12 protein-coding genes are annotated in these 15,022 nt (G+C 74.6%); 8 read left to right on the top strand and 4 right to left on the bottom strand.

The window, feature by feature from the left end; translation table 11 throughout:
* Window positions 1–123: 123 nt before the first annotated feature.
* Together FHX78_RS15210 and FHX78_RS15205 are read left to right on the top strand one after the other, a co-directional pair.
* A complete protein-coding gene (locus tag FHX78_RS15210; RefSeq protein ID WP_145868004.1) occupies window positions 124–1,707 on the top strand; it encodes a sensor histidine kinase in 1,584 nt (527 codons plus the stop codon).
* Window positions 1,704–2,369, top strand: a complete 666-nt coding sequence (locus FHX78_RS15205; RefSeq protein WP_145868003.1) for a response regulator transcription factor — start codon at window positions 1,704–1,706, stop codon at window positions 2,367–2,369. The genes FHX78_RS15210 and FHX78_RS15205 overlap by 4 nt, the downstream gene beginning before the upstream one ends.
* Before the next feature lie 36 nt (window positions 2,370–2,405).
* Here FHX78_RS15205 and FHX78_RS15200 read toward each other — a convergent pair whose 3' ends face one another.
* The gene (locus FHX78_RS15200; protein WP_189908557.1) at window positions 2,406–3,062 is read right to left on the bottom strand and encodes a phosphatase PAP2 family protein; all 657 of its coding nucleotides are present in this window, start codon (window positions 3,060–3,062) and stop codon (window positions 2,406–2,408) included.
* A 174-nt stretch (window positions 3,063–3,236) separates the two neighbouring features.
* On the opposite strand from FHX78_RS15200, the gene FHX78_RS15195 reads away from it, so the two are divergent.
* Window positions 3,237–4,118, top strand: a complete 882-nt coding sequence (locus FHX78_RS15195; protein ID WP_145868001.1) for a hypothetical protein — start codon at window positions 3,237–3,239, stop codon at window positions 4,116–4,118.
* Between the two features lie 516 nt (window positions 4,119–4,634).
* On the opposite strand, the gene disA is transcribed toward FHX78_RS15195, so the two are convergent.
* Window positions 4,635–5,759 (bottom strand): DNA integrity scanning diadenylate cyclase DisA, encoded by a 1,125-nt coding sequence (disA, locus tag FHX78_RS15190; RefSeq protein WP_145868000.1) that lies wholly within the window; start codon window positions 5,757–5,759, stop codon window positions 4,635–4,637.
* Between the two features lie 69 nt (window positions 5,760–5,828).
* A complete protein-coding gene (gene radA / locus FHX78_RS15185; RefSeq protein WP_145867999.1) occupies window positions 5,829–7,238 on the bottom strand; it encodes a DNA repair protein RadA in 1,410 nt (469 codons plus the stop codon).
* 194 nt (window positions 7,239–7,432) lie between these two features.
* Here radA and FHX78_RS15180 point away from each other — a divergent pair, with 194 nt between their 5' ends.
* The gene (locus FHX78_RS15180) at window positions 7,433–9,187 is read left to right on the top strand and encodes a BACON domain-containing protein (RefSeq protein ID WP_145867998.1); all 1,755 of its coding nucleotides are present in this window, start codon (window positions 7,433–7,435) and stop codon (window positions 9,185–9,187) included.
* Window positions 9,188–9,234: 47 nt separating this feature from the next.
* Here the strand turns inward: FHX78_RS15180 and FHX78_RS15175 are convergent, their stop codons facing one another.
* On the bottom strand, window positions 9,235–10,107 hold the full coding sequence (locus tag FHX78_RS15175; protein WP_145867997.1) for a DUF3109 family protein: 873 nt from the start codon (window positions 10,105–10,107) through the stop codon (window positions 9,235–9,237).
* Between the two features lie 95 nt (window positions 10,108–10,202).
* On the opposite strand from FHX78_RS15175, the gene FHX78_RS15170 reads away from it, so the two are divergent.
* The 4 genes from FHX78_RS15170 (at window position 10,203) to ilvD (ending at window position 14,968) form a co-directional block, all read left to right on the top strand.
* Entirely contained in the window at window positions 10,203–11,171 is a 969-nt protein-coding gene (locus FHX78_RS15170; protein WP_145867996.1) for a Ppx/GppA family phosphatase, read from the top strand.
* A gap of 156 nt (window positions 11,172–11,327) precedes the next feature.
* Window positions 11,328–12,155 (top strand): sugar phosphate isomerase/epimerase family protein, encoded by an 828-nt coding sequence (locus tag FHX78_RS15165; protein WP_145867995.1) that lies wholly within the window; start codon window positions 11,328–11,330, stop codon window positions 12,153–12,155.
* Entirely contained in the window at window positions 12,152–12,799 is a 648-nt protein-coding gene (locus FHX78_RS15160) for a TetR/AcrR family transcriptional regulator (RefSeq protein ID WP_145867994.1), read from the top strand. The genes FHX78_RS15165 and FHX78_RS15160 overlap by 4 nt, the downstream gene beginning before the upstream one ends.
* Window positions 12,800–13,114: 315 nt before the next feature.
* Complete coding sequence (ilvD, locus tag FHX78_RS15155; RefSeq protein ID WP_145867993.1) at window positions 13,115–14,968, top strand: dihydroxy-acid dehydratase; 1,854 nt, start codon at window positions 13,115–13,117, stop codon at window positions 14,966–14,968.
* The last annotated feature ends 54 nt before the right edge of the window (window positions 14,969–15,022 follow it).

The raw sequence follows: 15,022 nt of genomic DNA, 5'->3' as shown, positions 1-15,022 counted from the left end.
TGCGGGGGGACCGCCACGGCGGAGGCGGGGGGAACCCGAAGCATCCCGGAGGGTGACGAGGGTGACGGGAACCTGACGATCGGCAGCAGTGCCACCCCGGCGCCCGCTTGTAGCGTCGACGGCATGGAACCCGCCCGCCTCACCGCGCTCGGCAGGGACTGCCTGCTCTGGGCGGCCCTCGCCGGGCCGGCGCTCACCGCGGACCGGCTCGGGATGAACGAGCCGCGCGCCCTCTGGCAGCAGGCGGCCGGAGTCGCGCTGCTCGCCGCCGCCACCGCCCTGTCCCGGCGCCGGCCCCTGGCGGCCTTCGGGCTGACGGCCGCGCTGAGCCTCGCCGCCGCCCCGGCACTGTTCAGCGTCTCCTACGGCCCGGCGCTCGGCGTGTTCGCGCTGCTGCTCGGACTGCGGGCGGACCGCACCGTCCCCGCGGCGCTGTGCTGCGCCGCCGTCGGCTGCGCGGGCACGGCGCGGATCGCGGTCGCCGGGGTCGACCCGGCACCCGAGGGCCTGGTCCTGGCCGGCACCCTCCTCTTCGGCTGTGTGCTCCCCTGGCTCGGCGGGCGCTACTGGCGGCAGAGCCGCGAGCTCACCGCGGCGGGCTGGCTGCGGGCGGCCCGCCTGGAGGAGGAGCAGCGGCTCACCGAGGAACGCGCCCGGCTGCGCGAGCGGGCCAGGATCGCCCAGGACATGCACGACTCCCTGGGGCACGAGCTGAGCCTGATCGCCCTGCGCGCGGGCGCCCTCCAGGTCGCCCCCGGCCTCGCCGGCCACCACCGGGCCGCCGCGGCCGACCTGCGCGCGGCGGCCGCCGACGCCACGGACCGGCTGCACCGCATCATCGGCGTGCTGCGGGAGGACGACGACGAGCCCCTGCCGCTCGCCCCGGCCGGGGAGAACGTCGAGCAACTCGTCGCCCGGGCCGCCGAGTCCGGGCTGCCGGTGCGCTGGGAGTCCGGCGGAGCGCACACGGCGCCCGCACCCGGCGGGGTCGCCGAGCGGCTGCTGCACCGGGTGGCCAGGGAGGCGCTGACCAACGCGGCGCGGCACGCGCCGGGCGCCCCCGTCGTCGTGGCGGTGACGGGGGACGGCAGCGGGGGAGCGGCCGTCACCGTCACCAACGGACGGCCGGCCGAGCGCAGTTCCCCGCCCGCTGGAGGAGGTTCCGGCCTGGTCGGGCTGCGGGCCGCCGTCACCGCCGTCGGCGGCACCTTCGAGGCGGGCCCGCACGACGGCGGGTACCGGGTCCGGGCGTACGTCCCGGCGTCGGCGGCCACGGCCGCCCGGCCGCCGCGCCCGGCGTCCGCGCCCTTCACCCGCGCCCGCCGCCGGGTGGCCGCCGGACTCGGCGCCGCCGCCTGCGCGGGCGTCGTCCTGGTCGGTTCCGGCCTCGCCTGGTACGCGTACACCGAGACCCACTCGGTACTGGAGCCCGCCGCGTACGCGGGCCTGCGTCCGGGAGCGCCGGCCGGCGAGGTCGCGCGGGTGCTGCCGGACCGGGAGGTGCGGGACCCGCCGTCGGAGCGCGCGCCCGCGCCGCCCGCGGGCACCGACTGCCGCTACTACCGGGCGAGCGGCGAGCTCTTCGTCTCCGTCGACCACTTCCGGCTCTGCTTCGACGACGAGGACCGCCTGGCCGCCAAGGACGTGATCCCGCGCGTCGGCCTGTCCGGCGAACGGCGGGAGGGAAACGAGGAGTTGACACCGTGATCAGGGTCTTGCTGGCCGACGACGAGGCGATGGTGCGCGCCGGGGTGTCCGCCATCCTGGCGAGCGGCGGGGAGACGGAGGTCGTCGCCGAGGCGGGCGACGGCCGCGAGGCCGTCGAACTGGCCCGGGCGCACCGCCCCGACGTGGCGCTGCTCGACATCCGCATGCCCCGTCTGGACGGCCTCGCGGCGGCCGAGGAGATCGTCCGCACGGTCCCCGGCACGGCCGTGGCGATGCTCACCACCTTCTCCGAACGCGCCTACGTGGCCCGCGCCCTCGGCGGCGGTGCCACCGGATTCCTGCTCAAGTCCGGCGACCCGTACGAACTCATCGCGGGCGTGCGGGCGGTGGCGGACGGCGCGGCCTTCCTGTCGCCCAAGGTGGCCCGGTACGTCATCGAGGGGCTGGGCGGGGCCGACGGCGGCGGACGGCTGGCCCGGGAGGCCCGGGCGCGGGCGCGCGTGGCGGTGCTGAGCCCACGCGAGCGCGAGGTGCTCGGCCTGGTCGGGGCGGGACTGTCCAACCCGGAGATCGCCGCCCGGCTGCACCTCGTCGAGGGCACGGTGAAGGCGTACGTCAGCGCGGTTCTCGACCGGCTCGGCGTGCGCAATCGCGTACAGGCGGCGATCGTCGCCCACGAGGCGGGCCTGGCGACCCCATGAGCCCGCCCTTCGGGGCGGGTGTCTCCCGTACGGCGGTCAGCGGCGGCGGTGGGTGGTGTACGGCGGTGCGGGCCGCTCGGTGACGGGGGCCGGGCCCGGCCCGGCGAGCCACCGCGCGGCGGGCGCCGGGGAGCCGCGCAGCGCCGTGGCGAGCCGCGTGGCCGGACGCGTGCCCAGCCGTACGACCGTGAGGGCGAGGACGGCGCCGAGCAGCAGCCCCGCGGCCACGTCGTGCGGGTAGTGCACGCCGACGAACACCCGGGAGAAGGCCATCAGCAGGGCCAGCGGGACGGTCAGCCAGACGAGCGCGCGCCGGACCAGGACCAGGGTGAGGGCCGAGGCGCCCGCGATCGTGGCGTGGTTGCTCGGGAACGACCAGTCGCCGTGCGGCGGGCACTCGGCGAGGGGAGCGGCGGCGCCGGCGACCGCACGGCACGGACGCTCCTGCGTCACACCGGACTTGAGCACCTCACTGCACACGTACGCCACAGCCGTGGCCACGGGTGCAAGGGCCGCGATCGCGAACGCGCGGGTGCCGGCGTGCCGGGCCCGCCACCAGCCGGCCACGAACAGGGCGACGAAGACCAGCAGTCCGGCCTCCGTCCCGATCTCGGCCGTGTGCTGTATCCACGTGGGGGTGTCCCGGGCGTACTCGGTGATGTCGCGGTAGAGCCCGTTGTCGACGAAGTCCATGGTCACGGACCGTAGGCGAGGTGCCGGAACGGTCACACCCCGCGATCGTCGCGTCCCGTACCCGACGAAGGACAGGGGTGGCGGGCGGTTTCCGGGATGATGATCCGGAAAAGTTGTGGCTCGGAGCGGCGGGTGGGACAAGCGAACGCGCCGATCTCTCGTACAGTTTGCGCCGTGGGATCTCTGCGCAATCCGGTCGGGCCGCTTCCCTCCACCATCTACTGGCGACGGAGGGCCGTACTGCTGTCCGTGCTGGCCCTGTTGGCGTTGTTGATCACCTGGGTGGTGGTCGCGGGCGGCGGGGGCGGCGGCGACCGCGGGAACGGGGCCAACGGCAAGAATCCCGCGCCGTCCATCACACCGGGGCCGTCGAGTTCGGGACCGGCGATCAGTCAGGCGCCGGGCGGCCGTGACGAGTCGGAGGACGGCGGATCGGACGGTTCCGGAGGATCGTCGTCCGGGACGGGCGACGACGGGGCCAACGGCGACCCGGCGGACAGCGGCGGCGCCGACGGCTCGGGTGGGTCGGGCGGCTCGGGCGGGTCCGGCGGGTCCGACGGTGCCGGGGGCAGCGCAGGCGGCGGCTCCGAGGGCGGTACGTCCGCCGGGGTCGGCGCGGGTGACGCGCTGCCGGCCGGATCCGGGTCCGCACTGCCCAACTGCACCGCGAGCGCGGTCAAGTTCAGCCTGCGCAGCGCCCACAACACCTATGAGCCCGGGCAGACGCCCACGTTCCTGCTCACCGCGCGGAACATCTCCGGCAGCGACTGCAAGGTCGATCTCGGGCCGGACAGCGCGGTGTTGACGATCACGCAGGCGGACAGCGACGACGCGTACTGGGCGTCGGACGACTGCCCGAAGGGTGCGCGGAGCCTGGTGTTCCGGGTGCCTGCCGAGGACAGCATCACCTACACCGTGAAGTGGGACCGCAAGCCCAGCGCGCCGCAGTGCGAGACGCCCAAGGCGGGGTCGGCCGGTGCGGGCACCTATCTGGTGGAGGCGAAGGCACCGGGGTTCGCGAAGGTGCAGACGTCGTTCGTGCTGGAGCGCGACTGACCCGGAGCCGGACGCCGGCCCCTACGCGGGCCGGGGCAGCCGGGACAGCCGGGGCAGGGCGCGGGCCGGGACAGGAGCCGGCTCCTGTGCCGCGCGGGTCGGTGTGACCGGTCCGGTCACCGGGTCCGATGCGGCCGGTCTCGGCCTCCGTGCCTGACACGGCCTGGTCCGGTCCTCGTTCCCGGTCCGGCCCGGTTGGCGTCCCGCACCTCGACGGCCGCCGCCGTCCGGCGTGGTTTGGCCCCCGTTTCCGGTCCGGTGTGATCCCGGCGCCGTGCCCGGTTCGGTCCGGCGTGATCCCGGCGCCGTGCCTGAGCCGGACCGGTCCGGCGTGATTCCGTCACCGTGCCCGGTTCGGTCCGGCGTGATCCCGGCGCCGTGCCTGAGCCGGACCGGTCCGGTGTGATCCCGGCGCCGTGCCCGGTTCGGTCCGGCGTGATTCCGGCGTCGTGCCTGAGCCGGACCGGACCGGACCGGTCCCGTCCGGTGTATCCGCCGGGGCCGCCCAGCCCCGGATCAGACGTAGCGTTCGAGGATCGAGCTCTCCGCCAGTCGTGACAGGCCCTCGCGGACGCTGCGGGCCCGTGCCTCACCGACGCCGTCCACCGTCTGCAGGTCGTCCACGCTGGCGGCGAGCAGCTTCTGCAGTCCGCCGAAGTGCTCCACCAGCCGGTCGATGATCGCGCCCGGCAGCCTCGGCACCTTCGCCAGCAGCCGGAAGCCGCGCGGGGACACCGCCGAGTCCAGGGTCTCCGGGGAGCCCGTGTACCCGAGGGCGCGGGCCACCGTCGGCATCTCCAGCAGCTCCGCGTGGGTGAGCGCGTCCAGCTCGTACAGGGCCTCGTCGACCGTGCGGGAGCGCTTGGCGGTGGGCTCGGGGACGTAGTCCCGGACGACCAGCTCGCGCTCCGGCTCCACCCCCGCGATCAACTCGTCCAGCTGGAGGGCGAGGAGGCGACCGTCGGTGCCCAGTTCGACCACGTACTCGGCGATTTCGGTGGCGATGCGGCGGACCATCTCCAGCCGCTGCGCGACCGCCGAGACGTCCCGGACGGTCACCAGGTCCTCGATCTCCAGCGCCGACAGGGTGCCCGCGACCTCGTCGAGGCGGAGCTTGTAGCGCTCCAGCGTGGCGAGCGCCTGGTTGGCGCGGGAGAGGATCGCCGCCGAGTCCTCCAGGACCCGGCGGTGGCCGTCGACGTACAGCGCGATCAGGCGCATCGACTGGGAGACCGAGACGACCGGGAAGCCGACCTGCTTGGAGACCCGGTCGGCGGTGCGGTGCCGGGTGCCGGTCTCCTCGGTGGGGATGGTCGGGTCGGGCACCAGCTGGACGCCCGCGCGCAGGATCTTGGACAGGTCCGAGGACAGGACGATGCCGCCGTCCAGCTTGCACAGCTCGCGCAGCCGGGTCGCGGTGAACTCGACGTCCAGCACGAAGCCGCCGCTGCACAGCGCCTCGACGGTCTTGTCGCTGCCGAGCACGATGAGACCGCCGGTGTTGCCGCGGAGCACCCGCTCCAGGCCGTCACGCAGGGCGGTACCGGGTGCCACGGCGCTCAGCGAGGCGCGCATCAGGCCATCGGAACCGGCACTCCCACCGGACTTTCCGGGAGCTGCTGCCCGGTCGTTGGCTGCCACTGCACTCCTCCGGTCGCAGGTTCTGGAGGCCCCCGCGGTTCGTACGGACGGGCGAGACCTGGGCAAAGTCTACCGGCGGTCCTCCTCCTCCCGTGGGGCGTCTCGGCGACGGGAGCGCGGAAGGACCCGCAGCGCGTCGCCCATGTCCGCCACTTCCAGGACCTTCATGCCCTGCGGGACCTTCCCCGGATCGGCCGGTACCAGGGCGTGGGTGAAGCCCAGGCGGTGCGCCTCGGCGAGCCTGCGCTGGACGCCCGTGACCCGTCTCACCTCGCCGGCCAGGCCGACCTCGCCGATCGCGACCAGGTTCTTCGGCAGCGGGGTGTCGCTCGCCGCGGAGGCCAGCGCCAGCGCGACGGCCAGGTCCGCGGCCGGTTCGGAGAGCTTCACCCCGCCCACCGTCGCGGAGTAAATGTCCCGTTTGCCCAAGGCGCTGATGCGGCCGCGCTGTTCCAGCACCGCCAGCATCATGGAGACGCGGGAGGTCTCCAGACCGGAGGTGGTGCGCCGGGGGGAGGGGATCTGCGAGTCGACCGTGAGCGCCTGCACTTCGGCGACCAGGGGGCGGCGGCCCTCCAGGGTCACCGTCAGGCAGGTGCCCGGCACCGGCTCGTCACGGCGGGTCAGGAAGAGCCCGCTGGGGTCGGCCAGGCCCGTGATGCCCTCGTCGTGCAGCTCGAAGCAGCCGACCTCGTCCGTGGTGCCGTAGCGGTTCTTGACGCCGCGCACCAGGCGCAGGCGCGCGTGCCGGTCGCCCTCGAAGTGCAGGACGACGTCCACCAGGTGTTCCAGCAGGCGGGGGCCGGCGATCGCCCCGTCCTTGGTGACGTGGCCCACCAGGAGGGTCGACATCCCGCGCTCCTTGGAGGCCCGGATCAGCGCCCCGGCCACCTCCCGCACCTGCGCCATGCCGCCCGGGGCGCCGTCGATCTCCGGGGACGCGACCGTCTGCACCGAGTCCATGATCAGCAGGGACGGCTTCACCGCGTCCAAGTGGCCGAGCACGGCGGACAGGTCCGTCTCGGCGGCGAGGTACAGGTGGTCGTCGATGGCGTGGATGCGGTCGGCGCGCAGCCGGACCTGGCTCGCCGACTCCTCCCCGGTGACGTAGAGCGTGCGGTGCTCCGCGCTCGCCGACTTGGCGGCCACGTCCAGCAGCAGCGTGGACTTGCCCACACCCGGCTCACCCGCGACCAGCACCACCGCGCCGGGCACGAGGCCGCCGCCGAGCACCCGGTCCAGCTCGGGCACTCCGGTGGAGCGGGCGGTGGCCTGGCGGCCGTCGACCTGGCCGATGGGCACGGCGGAGGTGGTGACCCGGCCGGGCGCCGTCGTACGGACCGCGGGCGTGCCGTACTCCTCGACCGTCCCCCAGGCCTGGCACTCGGGGCAGCGCCCGAGCCACTTGGCCGTCTGCCAGCCGCACTCGGTGCAGCGGTAGGACGGTCGGTCCTTGGTGGTCTTGGTACGGGCAGCCATGCGGAAAAGGTAGCGGCACGCACTGACAACGACCCGCCACACCCTCGCCGGCCCCCCGCGGCCGGGCCGCGCCGCGGGCCCGCTCACCGGCAGCGAAAGGTTCCTGTCCCCGATTGAGGGATCGTTTCACCCGTACGGATTAAAAGTCCGCAGGGCTCCCGAAGGCGCCGTCCCCGGCCGCCTACGGTCGCCGAATGATGAGCAGTGGCCCGGAGACCTCGACCCGCACGACCGGAGCACGCCGGGCGCACCGGGAGGTGCGTGACCGCGGGGCCGCGCGCACGCTGGCGCAGCGGCCGGCCGGCCGCTACGAACCCCATCTGGACGGCCTGTTCACCTACTGCCTGTCCGTGCTCTGCGACCACGACGCGGCGACCGCCGCCCTGGCCGACGTCCTCACCCTGGCGGAACGCCGCGGCCGGCACGTCCCCGAGGAGCCCGGCGACCGCCGGGCCTGGCTGTACGCGCTGGCCCGCTGGGCGTGTCTGCGCAAGCTGGCGGAGGCCCGGCAGAGGCGTCAGGCCACCCACGCCGTGGGGCGCGCCGACCGGCGGCGCACGGCACGGACCGCCGCCGCCCCGGCCGTCTCCGAGGAGGTCCAGGAGCGGCGCCGGCGCGAACTGGCGCTGCTGGCCTGGCCGGAGGCCGCCGGCACCACCCCGGAGCAGCGCGAGGCACTGGAACTCGCTGTGCGCCACCGGCTCGCCGCCCCGGAGGTCGCCGCCGTGCTCGGCATGGAACCGGCCGCCGCGCGGGAGCTGCTCGCCGCCGCGGCCTGCGAGGTGGAACGCACCCGCGCGGCGCTCGCCGTCGTCGAGACCGGCGCCTGCCCGGGCGTGGCGCATCTCACCGGCGACCGCCGCCTGGTGCTCAGCGCGACCCTGCGCCGCGAACTCGTCCGGCACGTCGACGACTGCCCGCGCTGCCGCCGGGGCGCCGAGCGGGCCATCCCTGGCCGCTGGCCCGGCACCAGCGTCACCCCGGACGCGCTGCCCGTCCTCCCGGCGCCCGGCGCGGCCCTGCGCGCCGCCGTGGCGCACCATTCCCGCGCGCGCGGCGCCGCGCCCCGCTTCGACCGGCGCGGTTTCCCGATGGACCCCAAGGACCGTGCCGCGCGGCGGGACCGCCTGCGCGCGCGTGCCGTCACGACGACGGTGGTCGCCACCGTCGTCGCCGCACCGGTGCTGGCGCTGTGGGCCGCCTACCGCGGCACCCCCGTGGGCGAGGCCCAGGACGGCCGGTCGGCCTCCGCGCGGGAGGACGGCGCCACCGTCGACCTCGACGGCGAGGGGGCGGGCGGCGGCTACGAGAACACCGGCAACGCCCGCACCCGCCCCGGCCCCCGCTTCGACGAGGACGGCGGCGCGGACGTGTCCGTGGAGGTCGTCGGTGTCGCCGGAGCGGGCCGCGCGGGCGCCGCCGCGATGGACGTCACGGCCGACCACAGGGGCGACACCACACTGATCACGCTGAGGGCGACCGGTCACGGACCGGTCCGCTGGTCCGCGTCGACGGGAGCGTCCTGGCTCTACCTCAGCCGGTCGTCGGGCACGCTCGCCCCGGGCGAGTCGGTGACGATCAGCGTGTACGTCGACCAGCTGCGCGAGCCGTCGGGGCCTTGGAGCGCCACCGTGGCGGTCTCGCCCGCCGGCTCCGCCGTGACCATCGACGGCTACGGCCCCGCCCCCTCCGCACCGTCCTCCGGCCACCCGGGCGGTCCCGGCACCCCGCACCCGGGCGCCCCGAGCGAGCCCCCGCCGTCACCGTCCGACCCGGAGCCCACCCCCACGGCACCGCAGCCCTCGGAGCCCGCGGAGCCCGCGCCGAGCGATCCGCCGTCCTCGCCCGCCCCGGAGCCCACCACCGGGGGCCCGACGCCCACCGGCCCGACGCCCTCCGAGCCGGTGCCGGCCGAGGGCAGCGGCGAGCCGGCCCAAGCCACGCCGTAGGGCGCGCCCGGACGGGGTCAGGCGGGGTCAGGCGGATTGAGGCCGGGTCAGGCGGGGTCCGCCGGATGCGGCGCCAGCAGCGGCAGCTGCGCGGCCAGCCGCTCCTCGCACAGCTCGGCCAGCCGGTCGTAGCCGGCCTTGCCCATCATCTCGGTCAGCTCCGCGCGGTAGGAGACGTACACCGGCTCCCCGGCGCCGTGCGCGGAGGTCGCCGAGGTGCACCACCAGTGCAGGTCGTGGCCGCCCGGTCCCCAGCCGCGCCGGTCGTACTCGCCGATCGACACCTGCAGTACGCGCGTGTCGTCGGGCCGGTCGATCCAGTCGTAGGTCCGCCGGACGGGCAGCTGCCAGCACACGTCCGGCTTGGTCTCCAGCGGCTCGCGGCCCTCCCTGAGGGCGAGGATGTGCAGCGAGCAGCCCATGCCGCCCGCGAAACCCGGCCGGTTCTGGAAGATGCACGAGCCCTGGAACGGGCGGGTCTGACGGTCGCCGTCCTCGTCCTCGGAGATCCAGCCGTTACGGGTGCCCTCCGCGTGGTGCTGCCAGATGTCCGGCGTGAGCCTCGCCACGTGCCCGGCCACCCGCTTCTCGTCGTCCTCGTCCGAGAAGTGCGCGCCCAGGGTGCAGCAGCCGTCGTCCGCGCGGCCCGCCTGGATGCCCTGGCAGCCGCTGCCGAAGATGCAGTTCCAGCGGGAGGTCAGCCAGGTCAGGTCACAGCGGAAGACCTGCTCGTCGTCCGCCGGATCCGGGAACTCCACCCACGCGCGGGCGAAGTCGAGGCCCTTCTCGTCGTCCGCCGGCGCCGCCCCCGGCTGCTGCGGTGCTGTCACCCGCGAAGAACCCCCGGCCGACCCGGCCTTCTTGTCCTTCACGGCCTTCTTGTCCGGCTTTGCGTCCTTCGCCTTTTTCGTCTTTGGCACGCGTCCAGGGTAAGTCGCCCGCGCCGCTGCCCGGGACCGCCTCGTCCGCCCCGAAGGGGGCAACACACCGCGCGGCGGGCAGTAGCGTTCCGTACATGAGACTCGGTGTCCTCGACGTGGGTTCGAACACGGTGCATCTGCTGGTGGTGGACGCGCACCCCGGCGCCCGCCCGCTGCCCGCGCACTCGCACAAGGCCGACCTGCGCCTCGCCCAGCTCCTCGACGGCAACGGCGCCATCGGCTCCGGCGGGGTGGACCGACTGGTCTCGGTCGTCCACGAGGCGCTCCGGGCCGCCGAGGACAAGGGCGTCGAGGAACTGCTGCCGTTCGCGACCTCCGCCGTGCGCGAGGCGGACAACGCCGACGACGTCCTCGCGCGCGTGCGCGAGGAGACCGGCGTCGAGCTCCAGGTGCTCAGCGGTGCGGAGGAGGCCCGGCTGACCTTCCTCGCCGCCCGCCGCTGGTTCGGCTGGTCGGCCGGGAAGCTGCTGGTCGTCGACATCGGCGGCGGCTCCCTGGAGATCGCCTACGGCATGGACGAGGAGCCCGACGCCGCGGTGTCCCTGCCGCTGGGCGCCGGCCGGCTCACCGCCGGCTGGCTGCCCGGCGACCCGCCGGAGCCGGGTGACGTGCGGGCGCTGCGCCGGCACGTGCGCACCGAGATAGCCCGTACGGTCGGGGAGTTCAGCCGCCTCGGCGCGCCGGACCACGTGGTGGCCACCTCCAAGACCTTCAAGCAGCTCGCCCGGATCGCCGGCGCCGCCCGCTCCGCCGACGGCCTGTACGTCCAGCGCGAGCTGAAACGGGAGTCCCTGGAGGGCTGGGTGCCGAGGCTCGCCGCCATGAGCGCCGCCGAGCGCGCCGAACTGCCCGGCGTCTCCGAGGCCCGCGCGAGCCAGCTGCTCGCCGGAGCCCTGGTCGCCGAGGGCGCGATGGACCTCTTCGGCGTCGAATGCCTGGACATCTGCCCCTGGGCCCTCCGGGAGGGCGTGATCCTCCGCCGCCTGGACCACATGGGCCCGGCGTCCGCCGGTGACGTACCGCTGCCGCCCTTCCCCGGTTAGCTCGATCACACGGCGGCCGTCTTGACGGTCCGGCCCGGGGCGCGGCCGTGCGGGCGCTGTGCTGCGCACATGCGGCCGCGAGGGGCGACCGGGGGCCCTGGCCGAAGCCGATCGTCCGCGGGCCGCCCGTCGGAGGCACGCCGTACGCTGTCCCTCGTGGCAGAACCAGCGGTGCGCGTCCCGGATGCGAAGGTCGCGCTGTCAACGGCCTCCGTCTATCCGGAGTCGACGGCGACGGCCTTCGAGATCGCCGCGCGTCTCGGGTACGACGGCGTCGAGGTCATGGTGTGGACCGACCCGGTCAGCCAGGACATCGAGGCGCTGCGCAGACTCAGCGACTACCACCGCATCCCCATTCTGGCCGTGCACGCCCCGTGCCTGCTCATCACCCAGCGCGTGTGGTCCACCGACCCCTGGACCAAGCTCCGGCGGGCGCAGGCCGCCGCGGAGAAGCTCGGCGCCGGCACGGTGGTCGTCCATCCCCCCTTCCGCTGGCAGCGGCAGTACGCCCGCGACTTCGTGGACGGCATCTGGCGGATGGCGAACGAGACGGACGTGCGCTTCGCGGTGGAGAACATGTACCCCTGGCGCTACCGCGACCGCGAGATGCTCGCGTACGCCCCCGACTGGGACGTCACCAAAGAGGACTACCGCCACTTCACGATCGACCTCAGCCACGCCTCGACCGCCCGCACCGACGCCCTGCAGATGATCGACCGCATGGGCGACCGCCTCGGCCACGTCCACCTCGCCGACGGCCGGGGCTCGGCCAAGGACGAGCACCTGGTGCCGGGCCGCGGCGACCAGCCCTGCGCCCAGGTGCTGGAGCGCCTGGCGGTGAGCGGCTTCGACGGCCATGTCGTGATCGAGGTCAACACCCGCCGCGCCATGTCGAGCGCGGAGCGCGAGGCCGATCTGGCCGAGGCCCTGGCCTTCACCCGCCTGCACCTGGCCTCCGCCGCCGCGCGGGTGCCGCGGCGATGACGGGCCGCACCGCGAGCGACGGCCCGGACGCCCCCGCGCCCGGCAACGGCACGGCCCGGCGCCGCGGCCGCCCCCCGCGTACGGAGTCCGCCGGCACCCGTGACCGCATCCTCGGCGCGGCCCGCGAGGAGTTCTCCGCGCGGGGCTACGAGAAGACCTCCGTGCGGGGGATCGCCAAGGCGGCCGGGGTGGACTCCGCGCTGGTGCACCACTACTTCGGCACCAAGGAGCAGGTGTTCGAGGCTGCCGTCGAGGGCGCCTTCGCTCCCGTGCTCGCCGCGCGGGACACCGTTCTCGACGCTCCGCTCGACGAGGTGGGCGAGCGGATGACGCGGATGATCATCGGGCTGTGGGAGAACCCGGTCACCCGGGCCCCGCTGCTCGCGATCGTCCGGTCCGCCGTGAACAACGAGACGGCGGCCGGCGTCTTCCGCCGGCTGGTCTCCAGCCAGCTGCTGCGCCGGATCGCCGGGCAGATCGGCACGCCGGACGCGGAGCTGCGCGCCGAGCTCGCCGCCGCCCAGCTCGTCGGTATCGCGATGATCCGGTACGTGATCAAGGTGGAGCCCCTGGCCTCGGCGGACCCCGAGCAGATCATCGGACGGGTGGCCCCGGTGGTGCAGGGACATCTGACGGGGGCCTGAGACGCCGGGGCGGGTCGCGGCCGTGGTCGCCCGGTCTTCTGGAGGCTGCTGTCGTGGTTTCCCGGCCTACCGGGTGCGGCCTCGTCCACGGACTCCCGGCCTACCGGGTGCGGCCTCGTCCGCGGACTCCCGGCCTTCCGGGCGCGGCCTCGTCCACGGACTCCCGGCCTACCGGGTGCGGTCCTCCGCTGAGACACCCGTCCCGAATTCCGGACGCGTCGTCCCGCCCTCTGGATGACGGGCGTACGCTCGATCCAGTCGGACGTCTCCGATGTCCGACCGACACTCCCCGAAGGTCTGAAGGAGCGAGCGACGATGCCCGAGCTGAGGTCCCGCACAGTCACCCACGGCCGCAACATGGCGGGCGCCCGCGCCCTTATGCGCGCCTCCGGTGTACCGGGTGCGGACATCGGCCGCAAGCCGATCATCGCGGTCGCCAACAGCTTCACGGAGTTCGTCCCCGGGCACACCCACCTCGCCCCGGTCGGCCGGATCGTCAGCGAGGCGGTGACCGCGGCCGGCGGCATCCCGCGCGAGTTCAACACCATCGCCGTCGACGACGGCATCGCCATGGGCCACGGCGGCATGCTCTACAGCCTGCCCTCCCGCGACCTGATCGCGGACAGCGTGGAGTACATGGTCGAGGCGCACCGCGCGGACGCCCTGATCTGCATCTCCAACTGCGACAAGATCACCCCGGGCATGCTCAACGCCGCCCTGCGGCTGAACATCCCCACGGTCTTCGTCTCCGGCGGCCCCATGGAGTCCGGCCGCGCCACCCTGGTCGACGGCACCGTGCGCACCCTGGACCTGGTCGACGCCATGGTCGAGGCGGCCAACGACAAGATCTCGGACGCGGACGTCCTCCGCATCGAGGAGAACGCCTGTCCGACCTGCGGCTCCTGTTCCGGCATGTTCACCGCCAACTCGATGAACTGCCTCACCGAGGCCATCGGCCTCTCCCTGCCCGGCAACGGCTCGGTGCTGGCCACCCACACCGCCCGCAAGGCGCTCTACGAGAACGCCGCGCACACGGTCATGGACCTCACCCGCCGCTACTACGAGCAGGACGACGACTCGGTCCTGCCCCGCAACATCGCCACCGCCGCGGCCTTCGAGAACGCCATGGCCCTCGACATCGCCATGGGCGGCTCGACCAACACGATCCTGCATCTGCTGGCCGCCGCCCAGGAGGCGGAGGTCCCCTTCGGCCTCGCCGAGATGGACGCCCTCTCGCGCCGGGTGCCCTGCCTGGCCAAGGTCGCTCCCAACGTCGCCAAGGACCGCACGTACTACATGGAGGACGTGCACCGCGCGGGCGGCATCCCCGCCCTGCTCGGCGAGCTGCACCGCGCGGGACTGCTCAACGAGGACGTCCACTCGGTCCACAGCCCGTCCCTGGCCGACTGGCTGAAGACCTGGGACATCCGCGGCGGCTCCCCCTCCCAGGAGGCGGTCGAGCTGTGGCACGCGGCCCCCGGCTGCGTCCGCTCCGCCGAGGCCTTCTCCCAGTCCGAGCGCTGGGACTCCCTCGACGAGGACGCCGAGGGCGGCTGCATCCGCTCCGCCGAGCACGCCTACTCCAAGGACGGCGGCCTGGCGGTGCTGCGCGGCAACCTCGCCGTCGACGGCTGCGTCGTCAAGACGGCCGGCGTCGACGAGTCCATCTGGACCTTCGAGGGCCCGGCGGTCGTCTGCGAGTCGCAGGAGGAGGCCGTCCAGAAGATCCTCACCCAGCAGGTCAAGGAGGGCGACGTCGTCGTCATCCGCTACGAGGGCCCCAAGGGCGGCCCCGGTATGCAGGAGATGCTCTACCCGACCTCGTACCTGAAGAGCCGCGGCCTCGGGAAGGCCTGCGCGCTGATCACCGACGGCCGCTTCTCCGGCGGCACGTCCGGCCTGTCCATCGGCCACGCCTCCCCGGAGGCGGCCTCGGGCGGCACCATCGCCCTGGTCGAGGACGGCGACCGCATCCGGATCGACATCCCCAGCCGCTCCATCGAGCTGCTCGTGGACGACGCCGAGCTCACCCGCCGCGAGCAGGCGCTGAACGGCACGTACGCCCCGAAGAACCGCGACCGCAAGGTGTCGGCCGCCCTCAAGGCGTACGCCGCGATGGCCACCAGCGCGGACAAGGGCGCGGTGCGCGACGTGACGAAGCTGGGCTGAGCCCCGCCCGATCGGACGAAGGGCCGCTCCCGCGTCGCGCGGGGGCGGCCCTTG

This window comes from Streptomyces capillispiralis, from assembly GCF_007829875.1.
Classification (GTDB): domain Bacteria; phylum Actinomycetota; class Actinomycetes; order Streptomycetales; family Streptomycetaceae; genus Streptomyces; species Streptomyces capillispiralis.
Note: the sequence above shows the minus strand (reverse complement) of the source record. Positions and strands in the feature narration are given on the sequence as shown.

Excerpts from the sequence above, each read along its gene's own strand:
- FHX78_RS15210 (WP_145868004.1), top strand. The coding sequence starts at position 124 with ATGGAACCCGCCCGCCTCACCGCGCTCGGCAGGGACTGCCTGCTCTGG.
- FHX78_RS15200 (WP_189908557.1), bottom strand. The coding sequence starts at position 3,062 with ATGGACTTCGTCGACAACGGGCTCTACCGCGACATCACCGAGTACGCC.
- radA (WP_145867999.1), bottom strand. The coding sequence starts at position 7,238 with ATGGCTGCCCGTACCAAGACCACCAAGGACCGACCGTCCTACCGCTGC.
- FHX78_RS15180 (WP_145867998.1), top strand. The coding sequence starts at position 7,433 with ATGATGAGCAGTGGCCCGGAGACCTCGACCCGCACGACCGGAGCACGC.
- FHX78_RS15170 (WP_145867996.1), top strand. The coding sequence starts at position 10,203 with ATGAGACTCGGTGTCCTCGACGTGGGTTCGAACACGGTGCATCTGCTG.
- FHX78_RS15160 (WP_145867994.1), top strand. The coding sequence starts at position 12,152 with ATGACGGGCCGCACCGCGAGCGACGGCCCGGACGCCCCCGCGCCCGGC.
- ilvD (WP_145867993.1), top strand. The coding sequence starts at position 13,115 with ATGCCCGAGCTGAGGTCCCGCACAGTCACCCACGGCCGCAACATGGCG.